A 12,717-nucleotide genomic window follows, 5' to 3' on the forward strand; every position below is an offset into this window, starting at 1 on the left:
TTTCTGGTTATGCGCAAACGTTTTCTGCCGGCCCATTCTCGGCGCAGGCGCTGAACGATGTCAACTCAGGTGCCACTCGGGTGCCAGACTGAGGCACCCGCCCCGGGTATCGATGCGGCAGCGCAGCAACCCGAAGCTCACCCGCCCGACCTTAGAGCCAGTTAATGCGGCGAAACAGGAAAAACAGGAAGATGTCGAGCACGAGCATGGCGCCGAGACAGATCTGGTAGCCGAACCTGAAATGTAGCTCGGGAATATGCTCGAAGTTCATCCCATAGATACCCGCAATCATTGTCGGCACCGCGAACAGCGCGGCGAACGAGCCGAGCCGCTTCGTGACTTCGTTTTCCGCGAGCGAGATCATGCCGAGGTTCACCTGGATGGCCGTGACGATCATTTCGCGGCGCGCGTCGATCATGTTCGACACGCGCACGAGATGGTCGTACACGTCGCGGTAATACGCTTGCATGCCCGCGCAGATTTGCGGGATGCGGCCGCCCACGAGCTTGCCGACGGCATCGACGAGCGGCGTGACGTGATGCGCGAGGATCACGAGGCGGCGCTTGAGCGAATAGAGATCTTCGATGATCGCCCGCGAGCCCGCGAGATCGTGCTTCTCGAAGATACGGTCCTCCAGTTCCTCGATTTCGGCAGCGAGCCTTTCGAGCACCGGCGCGTAGCGGTCGACCACGCTGTCCATGAGCGCGTAGAGCACGAAGCCCGAGCCTTCGCGCAGCAGGTCGGGCTCGCGCTCGCAGCGCGCGCGCACGTCGGTGAAGCCCTGCTGCGCGCGGTGACGCACCGAGAGCACGAAATTGGGGCCGGCGAATACGTTCACCTGGCCGGTGATGACTTCGCCGTCGTCGTCGAGCTCGAGCGTGTGGAGCACGCAAAAGAGCGTGTCGCCGTATTCCTCGATCTTCGGCCGCTGGTTGCCGTTCATCACGTCTTCGATGGCGAGCGCATGGAGGCCGAACTCCTCCTTCATCGCCGCCATTTCGCCCGCGTCGGGGTCCTTGAGCGCGACCCACACGAAACACTCGGGCTTCGCCAGATAGTCGCTGATGGCCTCGACGGAGACGTCGGCCAGTTTTTTGCCGCCTTGATACGCGACGCAGTTGATTAGCATGTTTCTTTTCTTCCGCGCGGCGGGTCGCGCCCGCGCCGCTTCGAGTTGCACCGGTTGCCAAGTGTAAGGCGTTCCGTTGACCGGCGGCGTCTGGACGAGGTTCCCGAGCGGCTCGCCTGTGGCTAGCGCCCGTTTCGCGCGCCGAACTGCCGCGTGACAGCACTGCCCGTGCCCGCGGTGCGGCGGCGGTGGCGAACTGGCGGGAGGCGCCCGGCCTACTGCGCGACGCGGCGGATGCCGATGCGGTCATTCTTGTCGAATGTGACGCTCGCGCGGTTGGTGTAGCGCGGGTCCACGAGGAAGCGCAGCTCGATCACGGGATCGAACTGCGTCGTCACGGCAATGCGGTGCACGCCCGGTTTCAGGTAGAACGTGACGTGCTCGCCGTCCATCAGGTCGGTGACGCGCTCGCCGTCGATGTAGACGGGCGCATCGCGGAATTTGACGATGACGTTGCGGGTGCGCTCGCGGCGCACGTCCACGGCCACGAGGCCCTCGCCGGGCTCGGTGTAGCCCGGCTTCAGAATGCGCTCGGCCGGCACGGGCTTGAATGGCACAGGCGGCGCCGGCTCCTCGGCGCAGCCGCCGAGCGCGAACACGGTTACTAACGCGGTTACCAAAGCGGTTACCAAAGCGCCGGTGGCGGCGATGCTCGCAATCGACCTGCGCGGCGGTATCAGCGGCATAGGCGCTTTCCCCTTGTTTTACGAGGCGAGGCTTCTGGTTCGCGCTCATCATATACGTACGGGCGCCAGATCGATCATCGATGTTATATGCTTCGGGGAATGCGCGGCAGCGCTCGCAACCTGCACAAAGAGGAGGCAGCGGCCATGTGGTACTTCTCGTGGATCCTCGGCATTGGCGTTGCGCTCGGCTTTGGCATCATCAACGTGATGTGGCTCGACGCCAACGGTAGATTCTTGAACGGGCACGGCTCCGAACAGGACGGCCCGGAAAAGACCCCGTCGGCAGACGCCGGCACTACACGCGGCGAGGCACGCCGCCCGTGACAAGACTGGTGTTCTTCTGTGGCCACGCCGGCGCCGGCAAAACATCGCTCGCCAAACGGCTGTTCGCCCCGCTCGCTCGCGAGACTGGTGAACCCTTCTGCCTGCTGGACAAAGACACGCTCTACGGCGGCTATAGCGCCGCCGCGATGGGTGCGCTCACGCACGACCCGAACGATCGCGACAGCCCGCTCTTCCTGCAGCATTTTCGCGAACCCGAGTACCGCGGGCTCATCGACACCGCCCGCGAAAACCTCGAGCTTGGCGTAAATGCGCTCCTGGTCGGCCCGCTGTCGCGCGAAGTGCGCGAGCGCAAGCTGTTCGACCGCGCGTGGCTTGGCGTCGGTCCGGATGTGGGGCTCACCGTGGTGTGGGTGCATACGAGCGAGGAAACGGCGCACGCGCGCATCGTCGCGCGCGCCCATCCCATCGATGCCTACAAGCTCGCTCATTGGGACGAATACCGGCAGCGGCGTTTCATGCCGTCGGGCGAGCAACTCGACGGCCTTCTCCTCTTCGACAACACCGCGCCCGCCGCCGCCGACTACGACGCGCTGCTCCAGCGCATCGTGTCGGCAACGGCATCGACCTGAAACGTCAGGCCGCCACCTTTGCGCGGCTGTCGAGCGTCGCGCCTTCGTACACCTGACCAAAGCGGTTCGCAAGGAACTGCTGAAGCGACACCTGCTCCTGGCGCACGAACCCGGCTTGCGGCAGACGCTGCTCGCGGAACAGGTCGAGCACCGCACACATGGCGCCGGCCGTGGTGATCTGGATCGCGCTCATGGGCACGCCGCACACCGTCTTCGCGAAGATCTTGCGCGTGAACACTTCCTGAACGAGCTTGCCGTCGCGCATGCCGGTCACGGTCATGAAGATGAGCACGACATCCTGCTCCGTGGCGGGCACCGAGCGCCGCATGATGGACTTGAGCGTGTCGCGGTCGCTCGAAAGACGCAGGTCTTCGAGCAGGAACTGCATGAGTGCGCGATGCCCCGGATAGCGTACCGACTTGTAGTCGAGCGATTCAACCTTGCCCGAAAGCGTTTCGCAAAGCGTGCCCAAACCGCCGGAGGTATTGAAGGCTTCGTACTCCACGCCGTCGAGCGAGAAATGCTCGAGGCCTTCGAGCGGCTGCACCCACTGCGTGCGGCTATCGCGGATCGCTTCGCACGGCTGGCAATACTCGTTGATGAGGCCGTCCACGCTCCAGGTGAGGTTGTACTTGAGCGCGTTGGTGGGGAACTGCGGCAGCGCGCCCACGCGCATCTTGACGTCGCGGATCTCGGTGAAGCGGCTCGCGAGCGCATGCGCCGCAATGCCGATGAAGCCGGGCGCGAGACCGCATTGCGGCATGAAGACATGATCCGAGCCTTCGGCCAGCGCGCGGATCGCGTGAGTCGCGCGCACGTCCTCGGTCAGATCGAAGTAATGGACGCCCGCGCCCTTGGCCGCCGAGGCGACGTTCACCGCCAGGTAATACGGCAGCGCGTTGATGAGCACGTCGTAGCCTTCGAGCGCGCCGCGCAACGCGGCAGCGTCACCGGAATCGACACGCGCGGTGGGAATGCCCTGCGCGGCGAGCGGTTCGAGCGCCTTCGCATCGCGGTCGAAGGCAGCCACTTCGTAGTCGCCGCTCTCGCGCAGCATGTGGGCAATGGTGTGGCCGATCAGGCCGGCGCCTGCAATCGCAACTTTCATGTGTCATCTCCTTTGGTTTTCTATGCTTGGGGATGGGCAGCGCCCGCTCAAACACAGTCTAGGGAGAGACAAAAACGGTTCATAGACACAAAACGATGCGTTTAGACCGTGGTTTTCGTCATTATGACGATACATTTCGTCGAAATGACGAAAACGGTCAATTTCGATGCGGCAAACCCCGTCGTCCAGCCTCCCGTTTGGTCCGCATTTCGCCCGTCACTCAGCCCGTCACGGAGCCGCGATCGACCTTGCGTGCGAGCACGATGGAGGTGGTCGTGCGCTCCACGCCCGGGATGCCGCCGATCTGATCGAGCAAGTCGTTGAGGCGGTCGGGCGAATCGGCGCGCAGCCACGCCACGTAGTCGTACTCGCCGCTCACGGCGCACAGCAACTGCACTTCGGGCATTTTGCCGAGGCGCTTTTGCACATCGGGCCCGTGGCGCGGCGCGATGATGAGCCCGACCCACGCCTGCAAGCTCGCGTCGAGCACGTCCTGGCCGAGACGCACGCCGTAGCCGGCGATCACCTGCGTGCGCTCGAGACGCTCGATGCGTGCAAGCACCGTGGTGCGCGCGACGCCCAGGCGCCGTGCGAGATTCGCGACGCTTTCGCGCGCGTTTTCCTGCAGCAGCGCAACGAGGCTGCGGTCTAGGTCGTCGAGTTGATCGAGGCGCGGAGGTCTCATCGGGCGGTGGTCTCTTCGAGAGGTCTGAACGGCGTCATTATCGCGCGCGGCTCGCCGGCCGAGCGGCGGTCGCGGCGTGCAAGCCATGCGCGACGGGTATTTCCACGCGTTTCGTTTGTAAGCAAGTGTCGCAGCCGGGCCGTCGTGTAGCGAGAACGTGGTACTAATAACGGCTGCAGCCGATCTGGCCGTGCTACCCGCTACGAAATGATTCAAGGAGTCACAATGAAGAAAGCTTTCGTCATCCTTGCCGCCACGCTCTCGATGAGCGGCGCATTTGCACAAAGCGCCGCTCCGGCCGCCGCAGCCTCGGCCGCATCGAGCGCCGACGTGCGCGCCGCGCAGCATCAGCAGCGTGTCGAGGAGCGCATCACGTGGCTGCATACGCAGCTCAAGATCACGCCCGAGCAAGAGCCGCAATGGAAGACGTTCGCCGATGTCATGCGCAGCAACGGCCAGACCATGGCCGGCCTCTACAAGCAGCGCATGGAAGGCGAGAGCACGCGCAACGCGCTCGATGACATGAAGCAGTACGCGCAAATCTCGCAGGCCCACGCCGACGACATGCAAAAGCTCGTCACGGCGTTCGAGCCGCTTTACACGAGCCTCTCGCCCGAGCAAAAGAAGCTCGCCGACCAGACCTTCCGCCACGGCAGCGAGCATGGCCCGTCGGGCAAGCCGATGAAGCCGAAGCACAAGGGTAAGGCAAAGCCGTCCGCGGAAGCAGCGCCAGGCGAGGGCGAAGCGGCCAGCACGCCGGCCGCGCAGTAACGCCGCGTCCCGCAAAAAGGCACAGTAAGAGCACCCGTCGAACGGGCCACGCTCCAAGGCGTGCGCGGCGGCGCGATCCAGGGTACCCTTGCGGACCGCGCGACGGCCGGGCAGTTTCGCCCGGCCGTCGTTTCTTTGGAACCCGATTCTTGTGAAGCAGGTCCGCTGCTGCCGCCATGATTGAACTGACCCAACTCGACCTGCGCGTCGACCCTGCCGCACAGCGCGTAGTCAAGGACGAAACCGTGAGCGTCGAGTTCGCAGCCGCTGCCGGCGAACTGATGAGCCTGGAAGGCCCGAACCGTTATGCCCCGGGCGACGCCATCATCACCGGTTCGACCGGCGATCGCTGGGTCGTATCTCGCGACCGGTTCGATGCGAAGTACCTGCCGGCGAGCGACACCCTCGCCCACGGCGAAGTCGGCGCGTATCGCAACCACCAGGTCGTGGTGCTCGCCAGGCGCATGGACGAGCCGTTTACGCTCGTGCGTTCGGCCGGCGGCGATCGCCTGAGCGGCGTGGCCGGCGACTGGGTCATGCAATACGCGCCCGGCGACTATGGCGTCGTGCAGGCCGCGCGTTTCGCCAAGGTCTACAAGCTCGCCAGCTGAGCTTCAGGACAACGCTGAACGGGGCGCAGTGCGCCCCGCGCTTCGCCGCCAAGTCGTCGCGTCTTCGTCCTCTTCATCCTTTACGCAAACTCTTCGTCCAGCGCGATCGTTACCTCGCGCGGCACGTCTTCGCCCTTCGCGTGCTGTTCCTCGAGCGATTCGATCGTCGCCTCCACATAGGCTCGCAATACCGCGAAGCTACGCCCGCGCAGCCGCGGCGGCAACGCGCGATAGCGCGCGAGCGCTGCAGGCGTGATCGCGACCGTAAGCGCCATGCGGCGCGCCTTCGAGCCAAAGCGCATCGCCACCCAGTGCACGACCAGTTGCGGCACGCCGTTTTCGTTCGGCTCTTCGGCAAAGCGCGTCTGCTCGGGAAAGATGTCGGCGATCACGCGGGCGAGCTCGTCGAAATCGGGGCTCGCGCATTCAAACAAATAGGCTTCCATTGACGCCAGAAAAATGAGAGTGAAACGCGCGGCCTCAAGCCGCGCGCGCGACGCGCCGCTCAGCGCGGCACGTTCTGAAAAGCACGACGGCGACCACGAGAGCCGCCACCGCATACACAGCATCCACGACGACGAGCGGCGCGAGACGCGCCTGATACATCGCCGCAGGCACGTCGATGAGCGCGTGCGCCAAGATCGCGAGCGGCAGAATCCCCCGCCATCCCGCGCGCACGCCGCGCCACATCAGCACCGACAACCCAATCTGAAATACGAATGCGGCCGTACGCTCGAGCGCGAACACGCCCGCGAAAAGCGGAGAGAGGCTCGCGAGAATCAGATGCACGCGCAAGACCGAGTCCATCGTGAGGTTGGAGAGATGCTCGTCGAGATCGCCACGATTGGCGAGCACCGAAAACACGATCCACTGCAGTTGCACGAGCACGCCGACGAACCACGCCTCCGCGCCCGCATGGCCGATGCCGTAGCCGAACGCCGCGCCGTCCGCGGGGGTATTGGGCTTGCGCGCGCCGCGGCGCGCGATGATCCGCATGGCGATATAGCGGCCGACCTCCTCGCACACGCCCGCGATGAGCGCGCCGTACAGCACGAAGAAAGCGGGATTGGCGAGCACCCGCGCGGCGGCGGCGTTCTCGTGCAGCATGTAGTCGTTGATGGCGCGCTCGATCACGGTCGCGAAGAAGGCGAAGACGGCGACGCCCGCGATCGTATCGCGCCAGTCGAGCGCGAATGGCGCGCGCAGCCGGCGATAGAGCGATACGGGCAAGGCGGCGACGAACAGCGTCGCGAGCGAAAGGCAGACGAGCGTGATCGGGGCTACGGACATGGGCTTCCTTATGACGTTCGGCACGCACGCACGCGCGCCGCAGCCCGAATGATCGCAGATATTGGCGCCTGCGCGCAGGCCCGGCTGCGCGCAGGGTTGGGAATCGTGCCGTTGAAGCGCTCATTCAACCCGCAAAACGTGCTGGGGGGATAGCGCCGCAGTCACCCGAGCGTCGAAGCCCTCACCACCAGCTCGCCCTCGAACGCCGCCGCGCGGGCCTTGAGTGCCGCGCCTTCGATGCGCTCGTGCAGAAACTCCACGGCGCGATAGCCGATTTCGCGCGTGGGCTGGCGGATCGTGGTGATGCCGGCAAGCTCGGCCCACTCCGGATCGTCGATGGCGACGAGCGCCACGCGCTGCTGCCACTGCGCGCCAAGCGCCGCCTTCAGATGCAAGGCCAGGCGCAGCGCGACCGGCGCGTTGGCTGCGAACAGCGCGCAGCGCGCCCCGCGCGCGAGCGCCTCGGCCACATGGGCGTCGAGCGCCGCGAGCGCGGCTTGCACGGCCGCTTCGTCGTGCAGATCGAGCACGTGCGTGAGGCCACGCGCCGCGCCCTTCGTCGCCTGCATCGACTCGCGAAACGCCGCTTCACGCTCGCGCCGCGAACTCACCTGCTCGAACGGCTGCACGACGAACACGATGTCGTCGTAGCCGCGCGCAAGCAAGTGCTCCGTGCCAAGGCGCACGGCTGCCGCATTGTCGAGGCCGACCATATCCGCATCGAGACCGTCGACGGTACGGTCGATCAGCACGGCCGGAATGCCGCCGCTCGCCACGGGCTTCAGCATCGATTCACGCACGCCGAGTGCATTGACGATCACGCCTTCCACGCGATACGTGGTCAGCAGTTGCAGATAGCGCCGCTCCATGTCGATTTCGTTCGCCGCGTGGCAAATAAGCGGCATGTAGCCGAGCGCGTGACACGCCTCCTCCACGCCCTGCAGGATCTCCACCGAATACGGATTGGCGAGATCGGCGAGCAAGAGGCCCAGCAGACGGTTGCGGCCGCGCTTGAGGCCACGCGCCATCTGGTTGGGGCGATAGTCGAGCCGCTCGATCGCCGCTTCGATGCGCGCGCGCAGGTCGGGCGACAGCACGCTCAGCTCGCCGTTCAGATAGCGCGAAATGCTGGTCTTGCCCGTGCCCGCTTCACGCGCCACGTCGCTGATGGTCGCGCGGCGCGGCGCCGTGGCCGCGGCGTCCTTTTCCGCGTCATCGCCGTTGTGCGAACGCGTCGCGCCGCCCGCAGCCATATTCATCGCGTGAGCACTTCGCGGTTGACGACGTTCACGTCGAGCGTGCCGGCGAGCGCCGCGACGAGGTTCTGCGCCGCGCAGCGCGCCATTGCGTGACGCGTCTCGTGCGTGGCCGAGCCGATGTGCGGCAGCGCCACGACGTTCGGCATACGCAGCAGAGGCGACGCGGGATCGATCGGCTCGCGCTCGAACACGTCGAGGCCCGCGCCGTGAATCGTGCCCGCTTCGAGCGCCGCGATCAGCGCTGGCTCGTCCACCGTCGCACCGCGCGACGCGTTGATCAGAATCGCGCTCTTCTTCATCTTCTGCAGTTGCTCCGCGCCGATCAGGTGTCGCGTGGCGTCGGTGAGCGGCACCTGGAGGCAGACGAAGTCCGAGCTTGCGAGCAGTTCGTCGAGTTCGACACGGCGCGCGCCATAGTTGCGCTCGGCCGCCTCGTTCGGACTGCGGTTCGTGTAGAGCACCTTCATGTTGAAGCCGAGAGCCGCGCGCCGCGCAACGGCGCCGCCAATGCGCCCGAGCCCCACGATACCGAGCGTTTTGCCCTGCACTTCCACGCCGAATTGCGGCGCGCCGATGCTGCCCTTCCAGTGGCCCGCCTTCACCCAGTCGGCCAGTTCGACCACGCGGCGCGCGCTCGCGAGGATGAGCGAGAACACGGTATCGGCCGTCGATTCGGTCAGCACGTCGGGCGTATGGGCCAGCACGATGCCGCGCTTCGTGAGATCGGGCACGTCGAACTGGTCGTAGCCCACGGAGATCGTGGAGAGCGCCTTCACGCGCGAGCCTTCCAGCATCGCCGGCGTGATCTTTACGCTCGCGCCGATCGCGCCGTCGGCGTCTTTTAGCGCGGCGGCGAGTGCACCGGGCTGGTCGGCGTCGACTTCGATCAGGTCGGCGTGCTCGCGCAGGTAGTCGGCGACATCGGCGGGCACGGCTTTGTAGACAACGATTTTCGGCTTCATAAGTGCGCTGGATAAGAAGGGTTATTTACCGTGAGCCGGCGATACATAAGCACGGGCGGCGACGCGCTGCGGCTTCACGGCGAGCGTGAGGCCCACCGAAACGAGGAGCGCCACGCTCATGAACGCATAGGATGCCGCAGGCGAGCCCGTCGCGCCATTCAGATAGCCGACCACGTACGAGCCGACGAACGAGCCGAGCGCGCCCATGCTGTTGATGAGCGCCATCGCGCCGCCGGCCACGTTCTTCGGCAGCAGTTCCGGCACGATCGCGAAGAACGGGCCATACGGCGCGTACATCGCCGCGCCGGCTACGACGAGCAGCGAGTAGGAAATCCAGAATTGCGTCGAGCCGAGCGCGTAAGAGCCGGCAAAAGCGAGCGCGCCGACCAGCAGGAACGGCCACACGAAGGCGCGGCGATTGTCGAGCTTGTCCGAGGCCCACGAGGCGGCGAGCATCGCGATGGTCGCCGCAAGATACGGCACCGCGGAGAGCCAGCCCGTTTCGACCATGCCGAGCGCCGAGCCATTTTTCACGATCGAAGGCAGCCACAGCACGAAGCCATACACGCCAATGCTCCAGCAGAAGTACTGCGCGGATAGCAGCATCACGGCGGGCGTGCGGAACGCCTCGGCGTAGTTGCGCACCGGTTTGATGGCGGCCTGCTCGGCGCGCATCGCGGCGTCGAGTGCGCGCTTTTCAGCGTCGGAGAGCCAGGTCACCTGTGCGGGCTTGTCGCGCACGAGGAACCACCAGCAAACGGCCCACAAAACAGCCGGCGCGCCTTCGGCGATGAACATGTGACGCCAGCCGAACGCATGCACGAGATAGCCCGAGACGACCGACATCCACAGCACCGTGACCGGGTTGCCGAGAATCAGGAACGTGTTGGCGCGCGAGCGCTCGGACTTCGTAAACCAGTTGCTGATGAAGATGAGCATGGCGGGCATCACGGCCGCTTCGACCACGCCAAGCACGAAGCGGATCGCCATGAGCGACGGGATGTTCGTGACGACGCCCGTGAGCGCCGCGCAGCCGCCCCACAGCACGAGGCTCGCGAACACGAGCGTGCGCACGCTGCGCCGCTCGGCATACATGGCGCCCGGCAGCTGGAAGAAGAAATAGCCGAGGAAGAACAGCGCGCCGATCAGCGACGAAAGCCCTGGGCTGATACCGAGATCGCGGTTGATGCCCGCCGCCGAGGCGAAGCCGTAGTTGGCGCGGTCAAGGTAGGCCAGGCTGTACGTGATGAACACGATCGGCATGATTGCCCACCAGCGGCGCGGTGCGAGCGAGGTTGAGGTCATCGGTGTCTCCAGTTGAACGGGGGGGCTTGGTACCGGGTGGTGCCGCCCTCTGGTCTCATGTCATTTGGCGCGGCGCCTGCGAATTCGCTTTGCGTTGCGCTGCGGGGTTCGGACTTGTGCCGCGCTAATTCCGCTATACAGCCGTCGGGGCAGCGGCGCCCGCCTGCTCTCGTGCACCTTCTAGCGCGTCGAGCTGCGCGCGCGTCGGCAAGCCTTCCGAGTCGCCGATCACCTGCACGGCCAGCGCGCCGATGCGGTTGCCGCGAGCGACCGCGGCAGCAAGCGCACGCCCTTCGAGCAGCGCGCTTACCACCCCCACGGCGAAGCCGTCGCCGGCGCCCACGGTATCGACCACCCGCTCCACGCGCTGCGCCGCGACGCGGCCCTGCTCGCCTTCGGCCGTGGCGTAGTACGCGCCTTCTGCACCAAGCTTCACGATCACGCCGCGCGCGCCGCGCGAAAGATAGAACTGCGCGATGGCTTCAGGATCGTCCGAGCCCGTCAGCACGCGGCCTTCGCCCACGCCTGGCAGCACCCAGTCGGCAAAACTCGCGAGTTCGTTGAGCGTGCCGACCATCTCGGCTTGCGAGCCCCAGAGCGTCGGGCGCAGGTTCGGATCGAACGAGATCGTGCGGCCCGCGGCCCGCATTTCGTGTGCAAGCTTGAAAGCCAGTTCGCGCGACGACGAGGAAATCGCAGGCGCCACGCCGCTCAGGTGCAGATGACGCGCGCCGAGCACATAGTCGGACTGATAGTCACAAGCCGAGAGCTTGCTTGCAGCCGATCCGCGGCGGAAATACTCGACCGCCGGATCGCTGCCGTCGTCGTTCTTCGACTTGAGCTGGAAGCCGGTCGGAAAGCGCGTGTCGGTGCTCACGCAGCGCGCGTCGATGCCTTCGTGCGCGAGCACGTCGCGCACGAACTGGCCGAACGAATCGGCGCCCACGCGGCTGATCCAGCCCACCTTGAAGCCGAGGCGCGCGAGGCCGGTCGCGACATTGAGCTCCGCGCCCGCCGCGCGCTTCGTAAAATGCGCGACCTCGGCGAGCGGCCCCGGGTCGGTAGCGACGAACATCGCCATTGCTTCGCCGTAGGTGATGACATCGAGTGCTGCGGTCATGAGATGCGTTCCTGATGAATCGTATGGGGTGTCTGCGGCCCGGCTGCGTGTGCTCAAGCGGCTGCGAGCCATTCGACGTAATGCGCGGCGTCGTCTTCCACGCGAGCCGGATCGAACGGAAACTCGATGCCGCGTGGCACGTGTGTCGGCAGCAATGCGAGCGCGGCGCGGCACACCGCGTCGTCGTCGCCCGGCGCCGCGGCGAAGCGGCGTGCGCCCTCGCCCACCACGGCCTTGCAATGGATGTATTCGACGTACGGCGCGAGCGCGGCGGCGGCAAGCAGAGGCGGCTCGCCCGGCCATTGCCAGTTGCCGATGTCGAAGGTCATGCCGATCACGCCCGGTGCACCGCCGTCGCGCAACGCGTTGAAAAGGCCGATGAACTGGTCGAGCTTGCCGCCCTGCTCGAGCTGACCGTTCTCGACGACGACGCGAGGACCGTGGCCCGCTTGCGCCCGGTCGTCAGTTCCGCCAGTGCACGCCCCCAATTCTTCGAGCAGACTCGCGAGGCGCGCCGCGCAAGCCTCGCCCGCGAAACCGCCGAGCTGCAGCTTCACGAAGCGTGCGCCAAGCGCACGGCCCGCTGCGAGCGCGGAGGAAAGCGCGGCCTCGTCGAGCGCGCCATCGTCGCCATAGAGTGCGTCCGGCGTGGACCAAACGCGCCACAAACCTTCGTTCGCAAGTGCAGTTCCGAGCGCGCGCAGCGCATCGGGCTGCACGTCGGCATCGTGCATCAGTTCGCGCCGCACCTCGAACGCCTGAGCGCCTGCGCGCCGCGCCGGCCGGCTCCACGCCGCATGCCCGTCACGCCTGATTGCCTGCGCGCCGAACGCGCTCGCCACGATTGCTACTTCCGCCATTGCCTTCTTCCTGTTGC

15 protein-coding genes are annotated in these 12,717 nt (G+C 66.1%); 4 read left to right on the top strand and 11 right to left on the bottom strand.

Annotation, left to right across the window (positions count from 1 at the left end; translation table 11 throughout):
- Positions 1–151: 151 nt before the first annotated feature.
- A complete protein-coding gene (gene corA / locus U5A57_RS04575; RefSeq protein WP_321908622.1) occupies positions 152–1,129 on the bottom strand; it encodes a magnesium/cobalt transporter CorA in 978 nt (325 codons plus the stop codon).
- Between the two features lie 215 nt (positions 1,130–1,344).
- Positions 1,345–1,815: a hypothetical protein gene (locus U5A57_RS04580; RefSeq protein ID WP_321908623.1), complete on the bottom strand. Its 471-nt coding sequence runs from the start codon at positions 1,813–1,815 to the stop codon at positions 1,345–1,347.
- A gap of 144 nt (positions 1,816–1,959) precedes the next feature.
- On the opposite strand from U5A57_RS04580, the gene cydX reads away from it, so the two are divergent.
- Positions 1,960–2,139, top strand: a complete 180-nt coding sequence (gene cydX / locus U5A57_RS04585) for a cytochrome bd-I oxidase subunit CydX (RefSeq protein ID WP_321908624.1) — start codon at positions 1,960–1,962, stop codon at positions 2,137–2,139.
- Positions 2,136–2,729 (top strand): ATP-binding protein, encoded by a 594-nt coding sequence (locus tag U5A57_RS04590; RefSeq protein ID WP_321908626.1) that lies wholly within the window; start codon positions 2,136–2,138, stop codon positions 2,727–2,729. The genes cydX and U5A57_RS04590 overlap by 4 nt, the downstream gene beginning before the upstream one ends.
- 4 nt (positions 2,730–2,733) lie before the next feature.
- Here U5A57_RS04590 and U5A57_RS04595 read toward each other — a convergent pair whose 3' ends face one another.
- Both U5A57_RS04595 and U5A57_RS04600 read right to left on the bottom strand, forming a co-directional pair.
- A complete protein-coding gene (locus tag U5A57_RS04595; RefSeq protein ID WP_321908627.1) occupies positions 2,734–3,837 on the bottom strand; it encodes a saccharopine dehydrogenase family protein in 1,104 nt (367 codons plus the stop codon).
- Between the two features lie 220 nt (positions 3,838–4,057).
- Complete coding sequence (locus U5A57_RS04600) at positions 4,058–4,522, bottom strand: Lrp/AsnC family transcriptional regulator (protein ID WP_042265707.1); 465 nt, start codon at positions 4,520–4,522, stop codon at positions 4,058–4,060.
- Between the two features lie 225 nt (positions 4,523–4,747).
- On the opposite strand from U5A57_RS04600, the gene U5A57_RS04605 reads away from it, so the two are divergent.
- Both U5A57_RS04605 and U5A57_RS04610 read left to right on the top strand, forming a co-directional pair.
- The gene (locus tag U5A57_RS04605; RefSeq protein WP_321908628.1) at positions 4,748–5,293 is read left to right on the top strand and encodes a Spy/CpxP family protein refolding chaperone; all 546 of its coding nucleotides are present in this window, start codon (positions 4,748–4,750) and stop codon (positions 5,291–5,293) included.
- A 176-nt stretch (positions 5,294–5,469) separates the two neighbouring features.
- Positions 5,470–5,904 (top strand): PGDYG domain-containing protein, encoded by a 435-nt coding sequence (locus U5A57_RS04610; RefSeq protein WP_321908629.1) that lies wholly within the window; start codon positions 5,470–5,472, stop codon positions 5,902–5,904.
- An 80-nt stretch (positions 5,905–5,984) separates the two neighbouring features.
- Here the strand turns inward: U5A57_RS04610 and U5A57_RS04615 are convergent, their stop codons facing one another.
- From U5A57_RS04615 to U5A57_RS04645, 7 genes are all read right to left on the bottom strand, one after another.
- On the bottom strand, positions 5,985–6,350 hold the full coding sequence (locus U5A57_RS04615) for a DUF3022 domain-containing protein (protein ID WP_321908630.1): 366 nt from the start codon (positions 6,348–6,350) through the stop codon (positions 5,985–5,987).
- 34 nt (positions 6,351–6,384) lie between these two features.
- A complete protein-coding gene (locus U5A57_RS04620; RefSeq protein WP_321908631.1) occupies positions 6,385–7,194 on the bottom strand; it encodes a YhfC family intramembrane metalloprotease in 810 nt (269 codons plus the stop codon).
- Positions 7,195–7,355: 161 nt separating this feature from the next.
- Positions 7,356–8,453: a substrate-binding domain-containing protein gene (locus U5A57_RS04625; protein ID WP_321908632.1), complete on the bottom strand. Its 1,098-nt coding sequence runs from the start codon at positions 8,451–8,453 to the stop codon at positions 7,356–7,358.
- Complete coding sequence (locus U5A57_RS04630; RefSeq protein ID WP_321908633.1) at positions 8,450–9,415, bottom strand: D-glycerate dehydrogenase; 966 nt, start codon at positions 9,413–9,415, stop codon at positions 8,450–8,452. The genes U5A57_RS04625 and U5A57_RS04630 overlap by 4 nt, the downstream gene beginning before the upstream one ends.
- A 21-nt stretch (positions 9,416–9,436) precedes the next feature.
- Positions 9,437–10,720: an MFS transporter gene (locus U5A57_RS04635; RefSeq protein WP_321908635.1), complete on the bottom strand. Its 1,284-nt coding sequence runs from the start codon at positions 10,718–10,720 to the stop codon at positions 9,437–9,439.
- Between the two features lie 133 nt (positions 10,721–10,853).
- A complete protein-coding gene (locus U5A57_RS04640) occupies positions 10,854–11,840 on the bottom strand; it encodes a sugar kinase (RefSeq protein WP_321908636.1) in 987 nt (328 codons plus the stop codon).
- 53 nt (positions 11,841–11,893) lie between these two features.
- Positions 11,894–12,700, bottom strand: a complete 807-nt coding sequence (locus U5A57_RS04645) for a TIM barrel protein (protein ID WP_321908638.1) — start codon at positions 12,698–12,700, stop codon at positions 11,894–11,896.
- Positions 12,701–12,717 lie beyond the last annotated feature (17 nt).

The organism is Paraburkholderia sp. J11-2 (genome assembly GCF_905220185.1).
Lineage (GTDB): Bacteria > Pseudomonadota > Gammaproteobacteria > Burkholderiales > Burkholderiaceae > Paraburkholderia.

Excerpts from the sequence above, each read along its gene's own strand:
- corA (WP_321908622.1), bottom strand. The coding sequence starts at position 1,129 with ATGCTAATCAACTGCGTCGCGTATCAAGGCGGCAAAAAACTGGCCGAC.
- U5A57_RS04580 (WP_321908623.1), bottom strand. The coding sequence starts at position 1,815 with ATGCCGCTGATACCGCCGCGCAGGTCGATTGCGAGCATCGCCGCCACC.
- cydX (WP_321908624.1), top strand. The coding sequence starts at position 1,960 with ATGTGGTACTTCTCGTGGATCCTCGGCATTGGCGTTGCGCTCGGCTTT.
- U5A57_RS04595 (WP_321908627.1), bottom strand. The coding sequence starts at position 3,837 with ATGAAAGTTGCGATTGCAGGCGCCGGCCTGATCGGCCACACCATTGCC.
- U5A57_RS04600 (WP_042265707.1), bottom strand. The coding sequence starts at position 4,522 with ATGAGACCTCCGCGCCTCGATCAACTCGACGACCTAGACCGCAGCCTC.
- U5A57_RS04605 (WP_321908628.1), top strand. The coding sequence starts at position 4,748 with ATGAAGAAAGCTTTCGTCATCCTTGCCGCCACGCTCTCGATGAGCGGC.
- U5A57_RS04610 (WP_321908629.1), top strand. The coding sequence starts at position 5,470 with ATGATTGAACTGACCCAACTCGACCTGCGCGTCGACCCTGCCGCACAG.
- U5A57_RS04615 (WP_321908630.1), bottom strand. The coding sequence starts at position 6,350 with ATGGAAGCCTATTTGTTTGAATGCGCGAGCCCCGATTTCGACGAGCTC.
- U5A57_RS04620 (WP_321908631.1), bottom strand. The coding sequence starts at position 7,194 with ATGTCCGTAGCCCCGATCACGCTCGTCTGCCTTTCGCTCGCGACGCTG.
- U5A57_RS04625 (WP_321908632.1), bottom strand. The coding sequence starts at position 8,453 with ATGAATATGGCTGCGGGCGGCGCGACGCGTTCGCACAACGGCGATGAC.
- U5A57_RS04630 (WP_321908633.1), bottom strand. The coding sequence starts at position 9,415 with ATGAAGCCGAAAATCGTTGTCTACAAAGCCGTGCCCGCCGATGTCGCC.
- U5A57_RS04635 (WP_321908635.1), bottom strand. The coding sequence starts at position 10,720 with ATGACCTCAACCTCGCTCGCACCGCGCCGCTGGTGGGCAATCATGCCG.
- U5A57_RS04640 (WP_321908636.1), bottom strand. The coding sequence starts at position 11,840 with ATGACCGCAGCACTCGATGTCATCACCTACGGCGAAGCAATGGCGATG.
- U5A57_RS04645 (WP_321908638.1), bottom strand. The coding sequence starts at position 12,700 with ATGGCGGAAGTAGCAATCGTGGCGAGCGCGTTCGGCGCGCAGGCAATC.